Origin of the sequence: Sphingomonas sp. Leaf5, assembly GCF_001421155.1 — a bacterium.
Lineage (GTDB): Bacteria > Pseudomonadota > Alphaproteobacteria > Sphingomonadales > Sphingomonadaceae > Sphingomonas.
In genome coordinates this window covers 1-18275 of record NZ_LMJZ01000019.1, presented here as the reverse complement: position 1 = coordinate 18275, position 18275 = coordinate 1, and the positions used below count along the sequence as shown (strand labels likewise).

17 protein-coding genes are annotated in these 18275 nt (G+C 65.0%); 7 read left to right on the top strand and 10 right to left on the bottom strand.

From position 1 onward, the window contains the following. Positions 1–14: 14 nt before the first annotated feature. The 7 genes from hflX to dusB form a co-directional block, all read right to left on the bottom strand. On the bottom strand, positions 15–1301 hold the full coding sequence (hflX, locus tag ASE50_RS11410; RefSeq protein WP_056400284.1) for a GTPase HflX: 1287 nt from the start codon (positions 1299–1301) through the stop codon (positions 15–17). Then, the gene (gene hfq, locus ASE50_RS11405; protein ID WP_082438980.1) at positions 1298–1828 is read right to left on the bottom strand and encodes an RNA chaperone Hfq; all 531 of its coding nucleotides are present in this window, start codon (positions 1826–1828) and stop codon (positions 1298–1300) included. The genes hflX and hfq overlap by 4 nt, the downstream gene beginning before the upstream one ends. A 93-nt stretch (positions 1829–1921) precedes the next feature. After that, entirely contained in the window at positions 1922–3304 is a 1383-nt protein-coding gene (locus ASE50_RS11400; RefSeq protein ID WP_056400281.1) for a sigma-54-dependent transcriptional regulator, read from the bottom strand. Then, positions 3301–5568, bottom strand: coding sequence for a sensor histidine kinase NtrY-like (locus tag ASE50_RS11395; RefSeq protein ID WP_056400278.1), 2268 nt, complete (start codon positions 5566–5568; stop codon positions 3301–3303). Before ASE50_RS11395 ends, ASE50_RS11400 begins: the two co-directional genes overlap by 4 nt. A 67-nt stretch (positions 5569–5635) precedes the next feature. Then, a complete protein-coding gene (gene ntrC, locus ASE50_RS11390; RefSeq protein ID WP_056400275.1) occupies positions 5636–7090 on the bottom strand; it encodes a nitrogen regulation protein NR(I) in 1455 nt (484 codons plus the stop codon). Further along, positions 7087–8157 (bottom strand): two-component system sensor histidine kinase NtrB, encoded by a 1071-nt coding sequence (locus ASE50_RS11385; protein WP_056400272.1) that lies wholly within the window; start codon positions 8155–8157, stop codon positions 7087–7089. Before ASE50_RS11385 ends, ntrC begins: the two co-directional genes overlap by 4 nt. Further along, positions 8133–9128 (bottom strand): tRNA dihydrouridine synthase DusB, encoded by a 996-nt coding sequence (gene dusB, locus ASE50_RS11380; RefSeq protein ID WP_056400270.1) that lies wholly within the window; start codon positions 9126–9128, stop codon positions 8133–8135. Before dusB ends, ASE50_RS11385 begins: the two co-directional genes overlap by 25 nt. Positions 9129–9220: 92 nt before the next feature. On the opposite strand from dusB, the gene ASE50_RS11375 reads away from it, so the two are divergent. The 3 genes from ASE50_RS11375 to ASE50_RS11365 are packed head-to-tail and all read left to right on the top strand — an operon-like array spanning position 9221 to position 11419. After that, positions 9221–10363, top strand: coding sequence for a bifunctional 2-C-methyl-D-erythritol 4-phosphate cytidylyltransferase/2-C-methyl-D-erythritol 2,4-cyclodiphosphate synthase (locus tag ASE50_RS11375; protein ID WP_056400268.1), 1143 nt, complete (start codon positions 9221–9223; stop codon positions 10361–10363). Further along, positions 10360–10875, top strand: coding sequence for a hypothetical protein (locus tag ASE50_RS11370; RefSeq protein ID WP_056400265.1), 516 nt, complete (start codon positions 10360–10362; stop codon positions 10873–10875). The genes ASE50_RS11375 and ASE50_RS11370 overlap by 4 nt, the downstream gene beginning before the upstream one ends. A 4-nt stretch (positions 10876–10879) precedes the next feature. Beyond that, on the top strand, positions 10880–11419 hold the full coding sequence (locus ASE50_RS11365) for a CinA family protein (RefSeq protein WP_056400263.1): 540 nt from the start codon (positions 10880–10882) through the stop codon (positions 11417–11419). Here the strand turns inward: ASE50_RS11365 and ASE50_RS11360 are convergent. Both ASE50_RS11360 and lipA read right to left on the bottom strand, forming a co-directional pair. After that, positions 11341–11841 carry a type II toxin-antitoxin system RatA family toxin gene (locus ASE50_RS11360; protein ID WP_056400254.1) on the bottom strand — a complete coding sequence of 167 codons (501 nt, stop codon included), beginning with the start codon at positions 11839–11841 and terminating at the stop codon, positions 11341–11343. The two genes, ASE50_RS11365 and ASE50_RS11360, sit on opposite strands and share 79 nt — an antisense overlap. Then, positions 11841–12767, bottom strand: a complete 927-nt coding sequence (gene lipA / locus ASE50_RS11355) for a lipoyl synthase (RefSeq protein ID WP_056004170.1) — start codon at positions 12765–12767, stop codon at positions 11841–11843. The genes ASE50_RS11360 and lipA overlap by 1 nt, the downstream gene beginning before the upstream one ends. 107 nt (positions 12768–12874) lie before the next feature. On the opposite strand from lipA, the gene ASE50_RS11350 reads away from it, so the two are divergent. Next, the gene (locus ASE50_RS11350) at positions 12875–13501 is read left to right on the top strand and encodes a carbonic anhydrase (protein WP_156347424.1); all 627 of its coding nucleotides are present in this window, start codon (positions 12875–12877) and stop codon (positions 13499–13501) included. Positions 13502–13544: 43 nt separating this feature from the next. Here ASE50_RS11350 and aspS read toward each other — a convergent pair whose 3' ends face one another. After that, positions 13545–15341: an aspartate--tRNA ligase gene (gene aspS / locus ASE50_RS11345; RefSeq protein ID WP_056400248.1), complete on the bottom strand. Its 1797-nt coding sequence runs from the start codon at positions 15339–15341 to the stop codon at positions 13545–13547. 109 nt (positions 15342–15450) lie between these two features. Between aspS and rnd the strand changes: the two genes are divergently transcribed. The 3 genes from rnd to ASE50_RS18300 all read left to right on the top strand — a co-directional run bounded on the left by rnd (position 15451) and on the right by ASE50_RS18300 (position 18259). After that, complete coding sequence (rnd, locus tag ASE50_RS11340; protein WP_056400242.1) at positions 15451–16626, top strand: ribonuclease D; 1176 nt, start codon at positions 15451–15453, stop codon at positions 16624–16626. Then, positions 16623–16961 (top strand): I78 family peptidase inhibitor, encoded by a 339-nt coding sequence (locus ASE50_RS11335; protein WP_056400237.1) that lies wholly within the window; start codon positions 16623–16625, stop codon positions 16959–16961. Before rnd ends, ASE50_RS11335 begins: the two co-directional genes overlap by 4 nt. Positions 16962–17316: 355 nt before the next feature. Beyond that, positions 17317–18259, top strand: a protein-coding gene (locus ASE50_RS18300) for an IS630 family transposase (RefSeq protein WP_414882120.1) whose coding sequence is annotated in 2 segments (ribosomal slippage) — positions 17317–17663 and positions 17662–18259 — 945 coding nt in all. Because the reading frame shifts where the segments join, the coding sequence is not laid out codon by codon here. Positions 18260–18275 lie beyond the last annotated feature (16 nt).

Sequence of the window (18275 nt, the reverse complement as noted above, 5' to 3'; positions counted from 1 at the left end):
ATACTCGGCTGCAATCAACGCGTCAGGAACCGATCGTAATCGGTTGGCGACATGCGGACATCGTACAAGGCGCGCCCTTCGTCGATCCAGTGATCGGTAACCTCGCCATGCGCATGCAGCCACGCAGCACTCGCGCCGTCCTCCGGGGCCAGCGCGATCCGGTAGCGGCGATGCCCCTGCGTCAACCGATCCCCGACGGTCCGAACGAGACGATCGACCCCCTCCCCGGTCAGCGCCGACAGCGCGACGACATCGTCGCGATGCGCCGCTTCGCCGAGCAGTTCGGTTCGATCTTCCTCGCTCAACAGGTCGAGCTTGTTCCATGCTTCGATTCGTGGAGTCGTTTCATCCACACCGATTTCGGCGAGGACGGCTTCGACGTCGGCGGCCTGTGCTTCGGTATCGGGATGCGCAACATCGCGCACGTGAACCAGCAGGTCGGCCGACACGACCTCTTCCAGCGTGGCCTTGAACGCGGCGACCAATTGCGTCGGCAGGTCGGACACGAACCCCACGGTATCGGACAGGATCGCCTTGTCGACACCCGGCAGCGACACCTGTCGCAGGGTCGGGTCCAGCGTCGCGAACAGCAGGTTTTCGGCCATGACGTCGGCACCGGTCAGCCGGTTGAACAGCGTCGATTTGCCCGCATTGGTATAGCCGACCAAGGCAACCACCGGCCACGGCGCGCGCTGACGCCGGTCGCGATGGAGCGTCCGGGTCCGCGATACGCCCTCCAGCTCACGCCGCAGCCGCGCCATCCGATCGCGGATCAGGCGACGGTCGGCCTCGATCTGGGTCTCACCCGGACCACCCAGAAAGCCGAAGCCGCCGCGCTGCCGTTCGAGGTGGGTCCAGCTCCGGACCAGTCGACCGGCCTGATAATCAAGATGGGCCAGTTCGACCTGCAACCGCCCTTCGGCGGTGCGCGCGCGTTCGCCGAAGATTTCGAGGATCAGCCCGGTGCGATCGATCACCTTGCAGGCCAGCGCGGTTTCGAGATTGCGCTGCTGCACCGGCGTCAGCGCGGCATCGAACACCGCCAACTGGATGTCGTCGTCCCGGACGATGGCCGCCAGCTGATCGACCTGCCCGCTGCCGAGCAACGTCGCCGGTTTCGGCGCACGGACGCGGAAAGGTACGCGGTGGCGGACGTCCACGCCGATCGCCAACGCCAGCCCGGCGGTTTCCTCCAACCGGGCATCCGCGTCGCGCGCCGACCCGCCCATATCGGGCAGGACGACCATTGCCGCTGCGCCGCGCGTGAATTCCTGCGCGTCGCGATCGAAACCAGTGCTCAAACTTCGTCCGCTCCCGATGCCTGTTCCTCCGCAAGGTTCAGCGGATTGGCCGGCTGAATCGTCGAAACGGCGTGCTTGTATACCAGTTGCGACATGCCCTCACGCTGCAGCAGCATGCAGAACAGGTCGAACGCTGCGATCTGTCCCTGCAGCATCACGCCGTTCACGAGGAACATGGTGACGTTTTCCTGCGCCTTGCGCACAGCGTTCAGGAAGATTTCCTGTAGCGGCGCATTCTTCGTCGAATGCTCCGCCGCCGCCTCGATCACCGACGACAGGTCGGCCGGCCCGGCGGGCATGATCGTCGAAATGGCATGTTTGTAGATCAGTTGCGATTGTCCGTCGCGACGCAACAACACCGAAAAATTGTCGAACCACGTCACGATACCCTGAAGCTTCACGCCCTTGACCAGGAACATCGTGACCGGTGTCTTCGACCGGCGGAGTGAGTTGAGAAACAGGTCCTGAAGCGACCCGTGCCTATCGGCCATGGTTTGCCCTTGTTTTTGGCGGAGAATTTTCCGCATGAGTGTCTTTGACCGGCACCCGGTTGCCGTGCCCCAGCGGCACGGATATATAATCTAGGTCGCTTGGCCGATGCCCGCAATGGGACCTTCCGGCTATTCGTCGCCGCGCGTCTCGGTAATCCCCAGCAGCTTGAGTTTGCGATGCAGTGCCGAGCGTTCCATGCCGATGAACGTCGCGGTCCGCGAAATATTGCCCGAAAAACGCCGAATCTGCACGCGCAGATACTCGCGTTCGAACGATTCGCGCGCCTCGCGCAGCGGCGAACCCATGATCGCGCTGGCCGACGCACCCCCTGCCCCATCACCCGCCGACCCCAGCACCTCTGGCGGCAGCAGGTCGATATCGATGCGGGCAATACGATTGCCCGGCGCAAGAATGACCGTACGCTCGACGACGTTGCGCAGCTGCCGGACATTGCCCGGCCATTCATAGCTTTGCAGCGCGATCATCGCATCGGGTGCGACCTCGGGCGTCGATACCCGACGTTCATTGGCGTAATGCGCGACGAAGTGTTCCACCAGCGGCGGGATATCCTCGCGCCGTTCGGCCAGTGACGGGATCTGTACCGGTACGACATTGAGCCGGTAATACAGGTCCTCGCGGAACGTGCCGTCGACGATCTCCTGCTGAAGATCGCGCGCGGTCGCGGAGACGACGCGAACATCGACCTTCACCACCCGCGTACCGCCGACCCGCGTAAAGCTCTGGTCGGTCAGGACGCGCAGAATGCGGGCCTGCGTCGCGATCGGCATGTCGGCGATTTCGTCGAGGAACAACGTACCGCCATGCGCCTGTTCGAGCAGGCCGGGGCGGACGAGATTGCCGCCCTCCTCCACGCCGAACAGTTCCTCGTCGACCCGTTCCGGGGTCATGCGCGCGGCGCTGACGATCACGAACGGTGCGCGGGCGCGCTGGCTCCAGCCATGCAGCAGGCGGGCGGCGACTTCCTTGCCGACCCCTGCCCCGCCGGTGATGAGCACGCGGCTGCCGGTGCCGGCGACGCGCTTCAGCGTCGCACGGACGCTGTTGATCGCGGTCGAACTGCCGGTGAGATCGTCTTCACGACCGACCGACGCCCGCAGCGACGCCACTTCCCGGCGCAACCGTTCGGTTTCGGTCGCGCGCTGGACCAGAAACAGCAGCCGTTCTGCCTCGAACGGCTTTTCGATGAAGTCGACCGCACCACGGCGGATCGCCGCCACGGCGGTGTCGATATTGCCATGGCCCGAGATGACGAGGACCGGCAGCGACGGATCGCGCGCCTTCAGTTCGTCGAGCAACTCCAGCCCGTCGAGCCGTGATCCCTGTAGCCAGACATCGAGCAGGACCAGCGACGGTCGACGTTGTGCGACCGCCTCCAGCGCGGCATCGCTGTCGGCGGCGCCACGCGTGTCATAACCTTCGTCCTCAAGGACGCCGGCGACCAGTTCGCGGATGTCGGTTTCGTCGTCGACGACGAGAATGTCGAGCTTCATGCGGGCGTTCCGGTCCGGGTAAGCATGGGATGGCGCGTCATAACCTCCTGTGGGGCATCATCTTCCGTCGATCCGGTACCGGCGAGGGCGGCAAGGACCGACGGGTCGAATATGATCGATACAATCGTCCCTCCTCCGGGACGGTCGGCGAACGATATGGTTCCGAAATGTTCCTCGACGATCTTGCGCACGATGGCGAGGCCGAGGCCGGTGCCGCCCTTGCGCGTCGTCATGTACGGTTCGGCGATACGGTCGCGCTCGACCGGCAAGCCGATACCGTTGTCGCTGGTGTCGATATGCATCCGCCCCTGCGCGTCGTAGCGAACGTCGATTTCGATGCGGCCGCGTTCGGCCGTTTCCGGGCGGGCGGCAACGGCTTCTGTCGCGTTCTTGACGATGTTGGTTAGCGCCTGCCCCAGTTGTCGGCGGTCGCAGACCAGCGGTGCGGGGCCGGCGGCTTCGAGGACGAAATCGATATCGGGGTGGGCGACTTCGTGCAGGAACAGGCTTTGCCGCGCCAGTTCGGCGAGCGATTCGTGACGGAATACCGGTTTCGGCATCCGCGCGAACGACGAGAATTCGTCGACCATACGCCGCAGGTCGCCGACCTGCCGCACGATCGTTTCGGTCAACCGCGCGAAGGTGCCGTCATCCTCGTGCAGCTTGCTGCCATAACGGCGTTGCAGACGCTCGGCGGCGAGTTGAATCGGGGTCAGCGGATTCTTGATTTCATGGGCGATGCGGCGGGCGACGTCGGACCATGCCGCGCGCCGCTGATCGAGCAGTTGCTGGGTGATGTCGTCGAAGGTCAGGATGTGCTGGCCATCGTCGCGGGTGATGCGCACCGCCAACGTCTTGGCCTCGCCGCCGGCGGCCAACTGGATGATCGCGTCCTGCGTATCGCTGCCGAGCAAGGGGTCGAGTTCGGGGGCCACGTCGGCAAGCGGCCGCCCGACGAGCGGGGTCGTGCCGGTCTTGAGCAATGCGGTCGCCGAGCTGTTGGCGAGGCGGATGATCCGATCGGACCCGACCGATACCACGCCCGCGCTGACGCCCGACATCACCGCTTCGATCAGCGCGCGGCGGCTGTCGATCTGGGCGTTCGCGGCGACCAGTTCACCGGTCTGTTCCTGCAACCGCTCGGTCATGCTGTTGAACGCGCTGGCCAGCGTGCCGATCTCGTCCTTGGTCCGGGTATGGGTTGGTTCGGGGACGCGCGCCGACAGATCGCCATCGGCGATGCGCCGCGCGGCCCCGACCAGCGCGCCGACGGGCCGGACCAGACGATCGGCGACGGCGAGCGCCACGAAGACGGCGAGCCCGACGATTAGAAGCGAGACGATGAACAGCGCGATGTTCAGGCGGAGCTGTACGCTGCGCGATCGATTGATGAGCGCGTCATAGTCCGACAGGATCGCGCGCGTGCGGTTCAGACGATCTTGCAGCTTGGCGAAGTCGATATCGCGCGCGGAATAAACGAAATAAGGCGTGTCGGGCACGCGGGTTACCGACTGGACCTGCCCGTCGCGGACGCTGACATAGCTTTTGCGCCCCGATCGCAATGCGGTGATCGATTTCGGGTCGATGCTCCAGCGCAACGGGCCTTCGTAGATCGATGCCGATGCCAGCGAACGCGGGCGTCCGTCAGACGGAATATCGAATACGACCGAATCGCTGAGCGAACGGATGAACATGCTCTGCTGGTACAACAGGCGAAATTCGTCGCTTTCCATGGAATAGCGGTTGTTCAGCAACATTCGCCGGACGTCGGACGCCACCGCGATATTCTGGCTGTCCACCCCATCGAGAAATTCGTTGTACGACGATTGGGCAAGCGCCTGCGCATTTTCGAAAATGCCACGAGCACGTGTCGACGACCAGAATTCGACGCCATACTGAAACAGGAACGATGCGACGACCGTCACCAGCAGCATCGGTACGCTGGCAAGGATCGAGAACAGCGCGACCAGACGCACATGCAGCGTGCCGGTGCCGCCGATCTCCGACCGTGCCGCGCGGCGCTTGGCGATGCGGCGGCCCATCAGCACGAGCAGCGCCATCGCCGGGATCAGGTTGGCGACCAGGACCACCGCCATCAGCGACGGCGATGGCAGTCGTCCGCGTGCCGCCTGACTGCCGTCGAACAGGAAATAGCTGCCGATGCCGACCGCGATCGCAAGGAGCAGGACCGCGGCCTCGATCGCCGGGAACCACCGCGCGGGGATCGAAGAGGCCCGAGCCGGTTCCGTCAACGCTGCACCCATGTTGCGGTTTTACAACATTCCCGCAGCAACGCACGTCAAATCGCAACCTGGGTGCGAACCGAACCGATCAGCGTTCCTTGTCAGCATGATAGGCCCGCAGCGCCGGATCGATGCCCAGATCGTCGAGCCGTTTGCGCAGCGTGTTGCGGTTCAATCCCATGGCTTTTGCGGCACGCAACTGGTTGTTGGCGTGGCGATCGAGCATCGCTTCGATCAGCGGACGTTCGACATCGGAGATGAGCCGGTCGTAGAGTGTGCCGTTGTCGAGCGCGGCGGGTTCCTCGCGGGCGATGCGGCGGACCCAGGCGCGCACCGCTTCGTCGAGATCGGTATCGGGGAGCGCGCTCGGTCGGCCGGCCGCTTCGCCCAGCGCGCCGCGTAGCTCGCTCGCCTCGATCGCGGCGTCGCGGCCGAGCACCGCCATGCGACGCATCAGATTCTCCAGCTCGCGGACGTTGCCGGGCCAGTCATGCCCTTCCAGCAGTGCCAGCGCCTCGGCCGTCAGCGACTTGCGCGGCAGGCCCTCGCGGGCAGCCTGATCGAGGAAATGGCGCGCCAGGAGCGGAATGTCCTGCCGCCGTTCACGCAGCGGCGGCAGCGCGATCGGTACGACATTGAGGCGGTAGAACAGGTCCTCGCGAAACTGGCCCGACTGGACTTGCGCCGCCAACGTCTTGTTCGTTGCGGCGACGATGCGGACATCGGCCCGGATGAGCCGGGCACCGCCGACGCTGGTAAATTCCCCCGATTGCAGGACCCGCAGCAGCCGGGTCTGCGCCTCCATGGGCATGTCGCCGATCTCGTCGAGGAAAAGCGTGCCACCGGCGGCCTGCTCGAACTTGCCCGCCGAACGCTGCGCCGCGCCGGTAAACGCACCGCGTTCGTGGCCGAACAGTTCCGCCTCGATCAGTTCACGCGGGATCGCCGCCATATTCAGTGCGATGAACGGCGCGCGCTGCCGCCGGCCGAGGTCGTGGAGCGCGCGGGCGACCAGTTCCTTGCCGGTACCCGATTCGCCGGTGACCAGCACGGTCAGGTCGGTCGCGACGACGCGCGCGATCACGCGGTACACATCCTGCATCGCCGGCGAACGACCGATCAGCGGCAGCGACGAATCGAGCGCGTCAACCGGCTGTTCCTCGACCACACCGGCACGCCGCGCCAGCGCGCCGCGCACCGACAGCGCGAGCGTGTCGAGATCGAACGGCTTGGGCAGATAATCGAACGCCCCCGCCTCCGCTGCCCGGACGGCAGTCGTCAGCGTGTTGCGGGCCGATAGCACGATGATCGGCAGATCGGGATATTCGGTGGCGAGCGACGCCGCCATTTCGAGGCCGTCGCCATCAGGCAGGACGACGTCGGTGACCAGCACGCCCGGCAACCCCCCACGCAGTTCGGCGCGCAACTGGCCGAGGGTCGCGACGCTGTGCACGTCATACCCCTCCCGCCGCAACGCCTGTGCAACGACCGTGCGGATCGCGGCGTCGTCGTCGACCAGGAGGATGCGGGCGGGGCCGGTCATGCGCGCGGCAGGTGCATGCGAAACACGGTCATCGCGGGAAATCCTTCACGGGCATAGCGGACCAGACCGCCCATCTCGCCGACCAGCTTCTCGACCATCGGCAGGCCGAACCCCCGCCCCTCGCGCTTGCCCGAGACGAAGGGTTCGAACAGGTGGCCGGCAATGTCGGCTGGCGCGCCGGGGCCGTTGTCGGTGACGGTCAGCTCGATCGGTACGGCACGTCGGCTGCCGTCATGGATGCCGTGCGACAGCCCGTGGCGATAAGCGGTGCCGAGAATGATGCGGGGTTTCTCCACTTTTTCCAACGCTTCTGCCGCGTTCTTCAGCAGATTTACCATGACCTGAACAAATGCGTCGCGGTCGATGCGGACCGGCGGTAACGACGGATCAAACCGCTCCTCGATCGTAATCCCGCGGGCGAACCCGGCCGACGCGAGTTGCACCGCATGCGCCAGGACCGGATAGATGTTCTGTGCCACCAATTCGCGTGGCCGATCGTCGGTGAAATCCTGCATCCGGTCGATCAGCGCGGCGATGCGATCGACCTCGGCGATGATCAGATCGGTCAGGACGGGGCGATCGTCGACGTCACCCGCCAGCAACTGCGCGGCACCGCGAATGCCCGACAACGGGTTCTTGATCTCATGCCCCAGCATCGCCGCCGCACCGATCGCGGCCCGCGCGCCGGCGGCCTGCGACATCGTGTGGCCACCGCGCCGGCCGTACAGCATGACGATCCGCCATGCCGAGCCGTGCGCCGCCGGGCTGTCGTGAAAGTCGAGGCGAAGCCGCCCGCCGCGCTTCAACTGCAATTCGCAGTCGTAGCTGGCAAACGCCCGGCCATCGCGCTGTTCGGCATAGCCCGGTGGCAGCGAGATGATCTGTTCGAGTGACAGGCCGCGCATCGCCCGGTCCGACAGGTTCAGCAGCAGTTCGGCGGCACCATTGGCATGGGCAATACACCCCGCCTCATCGAGCACCAGCGCGGCGACCGGAAGCCCTGCGAACAGGTCGGCAAATGCCGGCATCGCCATAGCGGAGGTCACGCTGCGGCGCGCGAGCACCATGGTGCGTAGAAGTCGTCGAGCATCGCCAGCACCGTCTTGGCGCTCGCTTCCTGATTGACCTTGTTCCGGAAATCGGCGGAGCCGTGCAGCCCCTTGGTGTACCAACCGATATGCTTGCGCATCATGTTGACGCCGGTTTCGGTGCCATAATGGTCGAGCATCATGTGATAATGCTCTAGGATCAGGCGATATTGTTCCTCGACCGATGGATCGTCCCGAACATGCTCGCCCGACAGGGCCTGCATGACCTGCGCCAGCAGCCACGGGCGCCCATAGGCACCGCGACCGATCATCACGCCATCGGCACCCGACTGGTCCAGCGCGGTCCGGGCATCGTCGACCGAGCAGATATCGCCGTTGACGATCACCGGCACCTTCACGGCGTCCTTCACCCGGCGGACGAACCCCCAGTCGGCATGGTCGCGGTACATCTGGTTGCGGGTGCGGCCATGAACGGTCACCATCTGTGCCCCCAGATCCTCGGCGATATGCGCCAGTTCGGGAGCGTTGAGGCTGGCATGGTCCCAGCCCATCCGCATCTTCACGGTGACCGGCACGTCCACCGCCTTCACCACCGCCGCGATGAGCTCGGCGGCGAGCGGCAGATCGCGCATCAGCGCCGATCCGGCATCGCCGTTCGTCACCTTGCGCACCGGACAGCCCATGTTGATGTCGACGATCGCTGCGCCCTTGTCCTCGGCCAGCTTCGCGGCTTCGCCCATTTCGATAGGTGTGCAGCCGACCAGCTGCATCGACACCGGTTCCTCGACCGGATCCCACATCGCTTTCTGAATCGACTGACGGGTTTCGCGGATCGCGGCCTGGCTGGCGATCATTTCGGTAACGTTCAGCCCCGATCCGTGCCGCCGCACCATCTTGCGGAACGGCAGGTCGGTGACGCCGGTCATCGGCGCGAGGATTACGGGCGTGTCGATGACGACATCGCCGATACGGATGGGAACTATGGTCATCAATTATGCCTGAAAATCAGGCACGCCCTAGCGCAACCCGCTGCGCAGGGCAAGGCTGGCGGGCGCACGCGCCTTGCGCTAGGCGATCGGCCATGCAGACCGGACCAACAGTCGCGCTGATCGTCGCCGCCGGTAACGGCACGCGATCGGGCAGCGCCACCCCGAAGCAATTCGCGACCATTGCCGGACGGCCGATGGTCGCGCACGCCTATGCCGCGCTGTCGTCGCATCCCGGCATCGACCGGGTCGTCGTCGTAATCGGGGATGGACAAGCCGACGCCCTGCGCGCTGCCATCGGCGACGTGGAGTATGTCGTCGGCGGCGCGACGCGGCGCGAAAGCGTCGCCGCCGGCCTTGCCCTCGTCGCCGATGCCGCACGCATTTTGATCCATGACGCAGCACGGCCATTCGTCCCGACCGACACGATCGACCGCTTGCTCGCCGCGCTCGACCACGCCGCGGGCGTGGTGCCCGTACTCCCCGTTGCCGATACGCTCGCGCAAGGGGGCGCGGCATTGGGCGATATCGTGCCACGGGCGACGCTGGTGCGGGTGCAGACGCCGCAGGCGTTCGCGCTAGCGGCAATTCGCGATGCCCATGCCGCGTGGGACCCGGATGCCGAGGCGACCGACGATGCGCAGATGCTGCGCGCGATCGGGCTGGACGTGGCAATGGTCGAAGGGGACGCTATGCTCGACAAGATCACCTATCCGACCGATTTCGCGCTGGCCGAGGCGCGCGCCTTGCCCGCGCTCGTGTCGCGCAGCGCCACCGGTTACGACGTCCATCGCCTCGAAACCGGGGAGGAATTGTGGCTGGGCGGGGTGCTGATCCCGCATGACCGCGGTCTGTCGGGACATAGCGATGCCGATGTCGCGCTGCACGCCATTACCGACGCCCTGCTCGGCACGATCGGTGCCGGCGATATCGGAACGCATTTTCCGCCGAGCGATCCGCAATGGCGCGGTGCCGAATCGGGACAGTTTCTGGCGCACGCTGCCAAGCTCGTCCGTGCCGAGGGCGGGGTCATCGATTTCGTCGACCTGACGTTGATCTGCGAAGCGCCCAAGATCGGGCCGCACCGCGCCGCGATGCGCAGCCGGATCGCAGAGATTCTAACAGTCGAGGAACGGCAGGTCAGCATCAAGGCGACGACCAGCGAGCGACTGGGCTTCACCGGGCGACAGGAAGGGATCGCCGCACAGGCGATCGCGACGATCCGAGTGCCGGCATGAAGCGCTTTGCCGCCTTGCTCGCCCTGATCGCCTGCGGTTCGGCATCCGCACAGACCCCGCCGTCATGCGTCACGCCGGCGGAAGCCGAGGCGCTGGTGCTGTTCGTCGCGCCCGAACTGATCCGACAGGCGGGCGCGCGCTGTGCCAATGCCCTGCCCGCCACCGCCTTGCTCCGGCGGACCAGCGGGCCGTTCCTTGCCCGCTACGAGGCCGAAACCGATGCCGCATGGCCGCAGGCAAAGGCGGCCCTCGCGCGGCTGACCGCGCCGCAGGCGATCCAGTTGCTCGATTCGTCCTTTGCCGCGCCGCTGGTCGCATCGCTGATCGCGCCGATGGTCGTCGGCAATATCGATCCCGCCGATTGTCCGCGGATCGAGCGTGCCGCGAACCTGGTGCAGCCATTGCCACCGCGCAACGTCGCCGGTCTGGTCGTGTTGTTCGCACAGATTGATGCCGACCGGCCCCAACCCCAAATGCGTCTGCCGCTCTGCGGACAACGCGCCCGGAATTGATGTGATGGATAGTATCTTGCCCCCCGAATTGATCGCGGCTGCGCGCCGGGTCGTCGAGACGAACCGTGCCGCGGGACGGCGCATCACGCTGGCCGAAAGCTGCACCGGCGGGCTGGTTTCGGCGGCGATCACCGAAATTCCGGGCTGTTCGGAGGTGTTCGGCGCGGGCTTCGTCACCTATTCGAACGATGCCAAGGTCGATCTGGTAAAGGTCAGTTCCGACGTGCTCGAAACGTTCGGTGCGGTATCGATCGCGACCGCGTGGAGCATGGCGCAAGGTGCGCTGGAGGTAACGCAGGCCGATGTCGCGGTGGCGATCACCGGCGTCGCCGGTCCGGGTGGCGGTACCGAAAAGAAGCCGGTCGGCACGGTCGTGTTCGCGCGCGCGGAAAAGGGCGGCGATCCGGCGAAGATCGTTGCCGACCTGCGCCAGTTCGGCGATCTGGGGCGTGGCGGGGTCCGCCTTCAGGCGGCGCTATGTGCGCTCGAACTGCTGCTGCCGCCCGACGTCGCGCCCGAGGAACCGGTGCCCGAATCGCCGTAAAGATCGGCGGCGCGATCCTCGAACGCGCCGATCATCTTGCGGAGCGCCCGGTCGAACACCTGTCCGGCCAGCATCTCGAACATGCGGCTCTTGAACTGAAAATCGACGCCGAAATCGACGTAGCAGCCGCCCTGGCCATCGGGGCGGAAGCGCCAGTCGTTGTTCAGATATTTGAGCGGCCCGTCGAGATAATCGACGCGGATATGGTCGGGGCGTTCCTTCTGCACCTTCGACGTGAAGCTTTCCCGCAGCCCCTTAAAGCCGACGATCATGTCGGCGACCATTTCGGTATCGCTGCTCGACCGGACCCGGATCGCGCTGACCCATGGCAGGAACTCGCCATAGCGCGCGACGTCGCCGACCAGATCGAACATCTGCTCGGGGGAATAGGGCAGATGGCGGGTTTCGCTATGCTTTGGCATCAGCCGCGGACAACGCCCAGCTTGGCATCCCGGTTCGCCCGCATCCGTTCGAAATCGTCACCGGCATGGTAGCTCGACCGGGTGAGCGGCGACGACGCCACCAGCAGGAAGCCCTTGGCCCGCGCGATCGCCGCAAACCCGTCGAACGCCTTGGGGGTCACGAAGTCGATGACTTTCGCATGGCGGGGCGTCGGTTGCAGATACTGGCCCATGGTCAGGAAATCGATGTCGGCCGATCGCATGTCGTCCATCACCTGATGCACTTCCAGCCGTTCTTCGCCCAAGCCGAGCATGATACCCGATTTCGTGAAGATCGACGGGTCGAGCTTTTTGACGCTCTCCAGCAGCCGCAGCGAGGCGTAATAACGCGCACCGGGACGGATCGTCGGATAGAGACGCGGGACGGTTTCCAGATTGTGATTGTAGACGTCCGGCCGCGCCGCCACGATCATCTCGACCGCCGCCTCATGCTTGTTGCGGAAATCGGGGGTCAGGATTTCGATCGTCGTGGTCGGGTTCGCGGCGCGGATCGCCTCGATCACCTTCACGAACTGCTTGGCACCGCCATCGGGCAGGTCGTCGCGATCGACCGAGGTGATGACGATATGGTTTAGTCCCATCGCCGCCGCCGCTTCGGCGACATGCTGCGGCTCCATCGGATCGACCGCGCGCGGCATGCCGGTCTTCACGTTGCAGAACGCGCAGGCGCGGGTGCAGGTGTCGCCGAGGATCATGACGGTCGCATGCTTCTTCGACCAGCATTCGCCGATATTCGGACAGGCCGCCTCCTCGCAAACCGTCGTCAGGCTTTTCGAGCGCATCAGCGCGCGGGTTTCCTGCACCACCTTGCCGGTCGGTGCCTTGACCCGAATCCAGTCGGGCTTGCGGATCCGCTCGGGGCGGGGCAGCGGCGTCATCTCGTTCATGCGTGTCAGATAGCGATACACGGCGAAACGAACAACCGCCTGCAACGTTCGCGCGCGCCGTGCGTCTACCGAACGAGGGAAGGTTTATACCTTATGACGGAGAATCATTGATGCACTTCAGCGACCTCAAAGAGGGCTATTATCGCTTCCGCGGCACCGAATGGCAGCAGGAACGCGAACGCTGGAGCGAACTGGCCAGTGGCCAGAGCCCCAAGGTGATGGTGATCGCCTGTTCCGACAGCCGCGTCGATCCGGCGACCATTTTCGGCGCACGTCCGGGCGAAATCTTCGTGGTGCGCAACGTCGCCAATCTCGTGCCGCCGTTCGAGGATGATGGCGGGCGGCACGGCGTGTCGGCGGCGCTGGAATTTGCGGTGACGAAGCTGGAGGTCGAGGAAGTCCTCGTCCTTGGCCATGGTGCGTGCGGCGGCGTCAACGCCTGCCTGACGCAGGCGCTGGCGAATACCAAGCCGGGCGAAGGCGGCTTCGTCGCCCACTGGATCGACCTGCTCGACGGCGCACGCGAAAAGGTCGTGGCCGAGCATGGCACCGGTCCAGAGGGTCAGAAGGCACTTGAGCAGGAAGGCGTGAAAGTCTCGCTCAACAACCTGATGACCTTCCCGTTCGTCAAGGAACGGGTCGAGGCCGGCACGCTCAAGCTGCACGGCGCGGTCTTCGCAATCGAGGACGGGCGCCTGCGCGTGCTCGAGGGCGATACGTTCGAAAACGCGTGAACAGGACGCGGGGCGGGAATACTCCCCCGCCCCACAACTCTTCTTACCCTTCCTTCGGACCGTCGACGGTCACGCGGATATTGAGTTCGCGAAGCTGCTTGGGCGTCGCATAGTTCGGCGCACCCATCATCAGATCTTCCGCCTTCTGCGTCATCGGGAAGGTGATGACCTCGCGAATATTCGGCTCGTCCGCCAGCAGCATGACGATCCGGTCGACACCCGGTGCCGAGCCCCCGTGCGGCGGTGCGCCGAACTTGAACGCGTTGATCATCCCCGCGAAGTTCGTGTCGACGTCTTCCTGGCTGTAGCCGGCGATTTCGAACGCCTTGTACATGATTTCGGGACGATGGTTCCGGATCGCGCCCGACGACAGCTCCACGCCGTTGCAGACGATGTCGTACTGATAGGCGAGGATGTCGAGCGGGTTCATCGTCTCCAGCGCTTCCATCTCGCCCTGCGGCATCGAGAAGGGGTTGTGGCTGAAATCGACCTTCTTCGCGTCCTCGTCATATTCGAACATCGGGAAATCGACAATCCAGCAGAATTCGAACCGCTTGTCGTCGATCAGGCCGAGCGTTTCGGCAACGCGGGTTCGCGCGAGGCCGGCGAGCTTGGCGGCCTGCGCTTCCTTGCCGGCGGCGAAGAACACGCCGTCATCGGGACCGAGGCCGAGCGCTTCGGCGATCTTGGCCATGCCTTCCTCGCCATGGTTCTTGGCGATCGGGCCGCCCCATTCGCCGCCCTTGCGGGTGGCATAGCCGAGACCGGCAAACCCTTCCGATTGCGCCCACGCGTTCATGTCGTCGAAGAATTTGCGGCTCTTGTCGGCGGTCTTGGGGGCCGGCACGGCGCGAACCACGTCGCCTGCCTCGACGATCGAGGCGAAACGGCCGAAGCCCGAACCGACGAACAGTTCGGACACGTCGGTGATGATCAGCGGGTTGCGCAGGTCGGGCTTGTCGTTGCCGTATTTCAGCATCGATTCGCGGTAGGGGATGCGCTGGAACGGCAGCGGGCTGACCGTGCGGCCCTTGCCCTGCCAGTTTGCATATTCCTCGAACACGCCGTGCAGTACGGGTTCGATCGCAGCGAACACGTCTTCCTGCGTGACGAAGCTCATCTCGAAATCGAGCTGGTAGAATTCGCCCGGGCTACGGTCGGCGCGCGCGTCTTCGTCGCGGAAGCATGGCGCGATCTGAAAATACCGGTCGAAACCGGCGACCATCAGCAGCTGCTTGAACATCTGCGGCGCCTGCGGCAACGCATAGAATTTGCCTGGATGGACCCGGCTGGGGACCAGATAATCGCGTGCCCCTTCCGGCGACGATGCGGTAAGGATCGGGGTCTGGAATTCGGTGAAGCCCTGATCGATCATCCGGCGGCGCAGCGACGCGATGACGTTCGAGCGCAGCAGGATGTTCGCGTGCAGCCGTTCACGACGCAGGTCGAGGAAGCGATAGCGCAGACGGATGTCTTCGGGATATTCGGCTTCGCCCGCGACCGGCATCGGCAGTTCCTGCGCCGCCGACTGGAGCGTCGCGGCGCGCGCGTAGATTTCGATCGCGCCGGTGGCGAGGTTGGGGTTCTTCGTCGCCTCGCTGCGCAGCTTTACGTTGCCGTCGATCGTCAGGACCGACTCGGTCCGCGCCGATTCGAGCAGCGCGAGCGCCGGCGAATCGCTGTCCGCGACGATCTGGGTAATGCCGTAATGGTCGCGAAGGTCGATGAACAACACGCCGCCATGGTCGCGCTTGCGATGCACCCAGCCCGACAGGCGGACGGTCTCGCCATCGTTCGCGTCGGTCAACTGGCCGCAGTTATGAGTGCGATAGGCGTGCATCGGTAAGACCTTTGGCGGTGTTTCACTAAAATAGTGATTTCTGAACGTGGGGCGCTTCCCTCTCCCACCCCCTTTTGTCAAGGCGCGCGGCCCTTGCTATGCGGACGCGATGCATATCCATCCGTTGATCGCGGACAGCGCGACGCTCGCTGCCCTCTGTACCCGCCTCGCCACGTCCGACTTCGTTGCCGTCGACACCGAATTCATGCGCGAGAACAGCTATTGGCCCGAACTCTGCCTGATCCAGATCGCCAATACCGAGGAAGCCGCCGCGATCGACCCGATGGCACCGGGGATCGACCTGACCCCCCTGCTCAACCTGTTGACCGATAATGACGACGTGCTGAAGGTCTTCCATGCCGGTGGGCAGGATATCGAGATCGTCTATAACCTGACCGGCAAGACCCCCTTCCCCATGTTCGACACGCAGGTGGCGGCGATGGCGCTGGGTCAGGGGGAGCAGGTCGGCTATTCCAATCTGGTCGATGCCTATCTGGGGATCACGGTCGACAAGGGGGCGCGCTTCACCGACTGGTCGCGGCGGCCGCTTGACGATCGGCAGATCGATTATGCGATCGCCGACGTGACGCATCTGTCGGTCATTTTTCCCAAGATGCTGGGCAAGCTGCGCAAGACCGGGCGCGGATTATGGCTGGATGAAGAAATGGAGCGGATCGGCGATCCGTCCAATTATTTCAACGATCCGGAAACGGTGTGGCAGCGCGTTCGCGTCAACAGCCGCAAGCCCGACGTGCTGGGGCGGTTGAAGGCGCTGGGCAAATGGCGCGAGCTGGAGGCGCAGGGCAAGGATTTGCCGCGCGGGCGGATCGTCAAGGACGAGACGATCGCCGATCTGGCGGGCAATCCGCCGCGCAAACAGGCCGATCTCGCCAAGGTGCGCGGGTTGTCGGCGGCATGGGCGCACAACGATATCGGCGCGCGGATGATGACCGCGCTGGCCGAAGCCAAGCCGCTGCCCGCCGACGAGATGCCGGGCCGCGACGAACGCAAGCCGGCATTGGGCAAGGAAGGCGCGCTGGTCGCCGACCTGTTGAAACTGCTGCTGAAGATTCGGGCGAACGAGATCAAGGTCGCGTCGCGGCTGCTGGCGCGGTCGGACGATCTGGAGGCATTGGCCGCCGGGCAGCGCGAGGGTCTGTCGATCCTGACCGGCTGGCGGTTCGAACAGTTCGGCCGCGACGCCCTGGCGCTGGTCGAGGGTCAGCTTGGGTTCACCGTATTGGGTGGACGATTGAAGATGACCCGGGCGGAGGTAGTGGAATGAAGCAGTTGGCACTGATGGCGATGGCGGTGGCCGGGTGTACCGAACCGCAACCCCGGACCCCGCCGCCGGGGGCGACGCCGCCGCCCGCAATGGGCGGGCGTCCGTCCGGAACCGGAATGGTCGGACAGATCGACGATTGCCGGATCGGTTCGATCGACGATCTGGTCGGCAAGGCGGTGACGGCAACGATGGAAGACGATGCGCGCAAGCGGTCCGGCGCGCGGGCGGTCCGGGTGATCCGGCCGGGGGCAATGGTCACGATGGACTTCCGGCCCGACCGGCTGAACATTCATGTCGACGACAAGGGCGTCGTGACGCGGCTGCGCTGCGGGTGACGTTGCGGAAGTTGACGAAGGTTACGGTACGTTCGTTGGGGAAACTTACCAGAATCTAATGATTATAGCGGGTTGGACGCCGTGGCGGACGCGGAAGTTGACACAATAGCGTTTCGGCGTCCGCGCCGGGCGACCGGCGAGGGAGGGTTCGTGGTTCGGACGTTAGAGCGTGATGACGTGGATCTGAATCGCTGCGGATTCCCATTGGGCTGGCGATCTGATTCAATGTGGTGGCTGGCGAGGGAGGCCAGCCAGCATGGCCTAGAGCGTGATGACGTGGATCTGAATCGCTGCGGATTCCCATTGGGCTGGCGATCTGATTCAATGTGGTGGCTGGCGAGGGAGGCCAGCCAGCATGGCAAAGCCATATTCGATGGACCTGCGGGAACGGGTGGTCAGGGCGGTAACCGCCGATGGCATGTCGTGTCACGCGGCCGCTTCACGCTTCGGGGTGGCRCCGAGTTCGGCGATCAAATGGGTGCGGCGCTTTCGCGATACGGGCAGCGCCGCGCCGAGCCGGATGGGTGGTCGCCGATCCAAGATCCTGTCCGGCGCGACACGTGACTGGCTGCTGGAGCGGATGACGCGCGACTTCACCTTGCGTGGACTGGTAGCGGAGTTGGGGGGGCGCGGCGTGAAGGTCGACTATGTTCAGGTCTGGCGGTTCGCCCATGTCGAGGGGCTGAGCTTCAAAAAAAAGCGTACTGCCCGCCGAACAGCTCCGCCCCGCGATCGCCCGGCGTCGGGCGCAGTGGAAGAAATACCAGGGCCGGCTTGATCCGGCGCGTCTCGTCTTCATCGATGAGACGTGGGTGAAGACGAACATGGCCCCCTTGCGCGGTTGGGCACCGGTCGGCCAGCGGCTCCATGCCAAGGTGCCCTACGGCCACTGGCGCACGATGACGTTCCTGGCCGCGCTGCGCTGTGACCGGATCGACGCGCCGTGCGTGCTGGACCAGCCGGTCAACGCGCAAAGCTTCACCGACTATATCGAGCAGTGCCTCGTGCCGACGCTGTCGCCCGGCGATGTCGTCATCATGGATAACCTCTCCAGCCACAAGAGACCCGCCATCCGCAACGCTATCCGTACGGTCGGTGCCAAGCTGCTGTTCCTGCCGCCCTACAGCCCGGACCTGAACCCGATCGAGCAGGTCTTCGCCAAGCTCAAGCACCTCATGCGCAAGGCCGCCGAGCGATCCCACGAGGCAACATGGAGACGCGTCGGCACGCTTCTCGATGCCTTCTCCGCCGCAGAATGCCGCAACTACCTCGTTAACGCAGGATATGGGTCAGCTTGATGTCATCGGACTCTAG

Bases quoted from the DNA above. Each gene is read 5' to 3' on its own strand.
- hfq (WP_082438980.1), bottom strand. From the start codon at position 1,828: ATGCGGAAAATTCTCCGCCAAAAACAAGGGCAAACCATGGCCGATAGG.
- ASE50_RS11400 (WP_056400281.1), bottom strand. From the start codon at position 3,304: ATGAAGCTCGACATTCTCGTCGTCGACGACGAAACCGACATCCGCGAA.
- ASE50_RS11395 (WP_056400278.1), bottom strand. From the start codon at position 5,568: ATGGGTGCAGCGTTGACGGAACCGGCTCGGGCCTCTTCGATCCCCGCG.
- ntrC (WP_056400275.1), bottom strand. From the start codon at position 7,090: ATGACCGGCCCCGCCCGCATCCTCCTGGTCGACGACGACGCCGCGATC.
- ASE50_RS11385 (WP_056400272.1), bottom strand. From the start codon at position 8,157: ATGGTGCTCGCGCGCCGCAGCGTGACCTCCGCTATGGCGATGCCGGCA.
- dusB (WP_056400270.1), bottom strand. From the start codon at position 9,128: ATGACCATAGTTCCCATCCGTATCGGCGATGTCGTCATCGACACGCCC.
- ASE50_RS11375 (WP_056400268.1), top strand. From the start codon at position 9,221: ATGCAGACCGGACCAACAGTCGCGCTGATCGTCGCCGCCGGTAACGGC.
- ASE50_RS11370 (WP_056400265.1), top strand. From the start codon at position 10,360: ATGAAGCGCTTTGCCGCCTTGCTCGCCCTGATCGCCTGCGGTTCGGCA.
- ASE50_RS11365 (WP_056400263.1), top strand. From the start codon at position 10,880: ATGGATAGTATCTTGCCCCCCGAATTGATCGCGGCTGCGCGCCGGGTC.
- ASE50_RS11360 (WP_056400254.1), bottom strand. From the start codon at position 11,841: ATGCCAAAGCATAGCGAAACCCGCCATCTGCCCTATTCCCCCGAGCAG.
- lipA (WP_056004170.1), bottom strand. From the start codon at position 12,767: ATGAACGAGATGACGCCGCTGCCCCGCCCCGAGCGGATCCGCAAGCCC.
- aspS (WP_056400248.1), bottom strand. From the start codon at position 15,341: ATGCACGCCTATCGCACTCATAACTGCGGCCAGTTGACCGACGCGAAC.
- rnd (WP_056400242.1), top strand. From the start codon at position 15,451: ATGCATATCCATCCGTTGATCGCGGACAGCGCGACGCTCGCTGCCCTC.
- ASE50_RS11335 (WP_056400237.1), top strand. From the start codon at position 16,623: ATGAAGCAGTTGGCACTGATGGCGATGGCGGTGGCCGGGTGTACCGAA.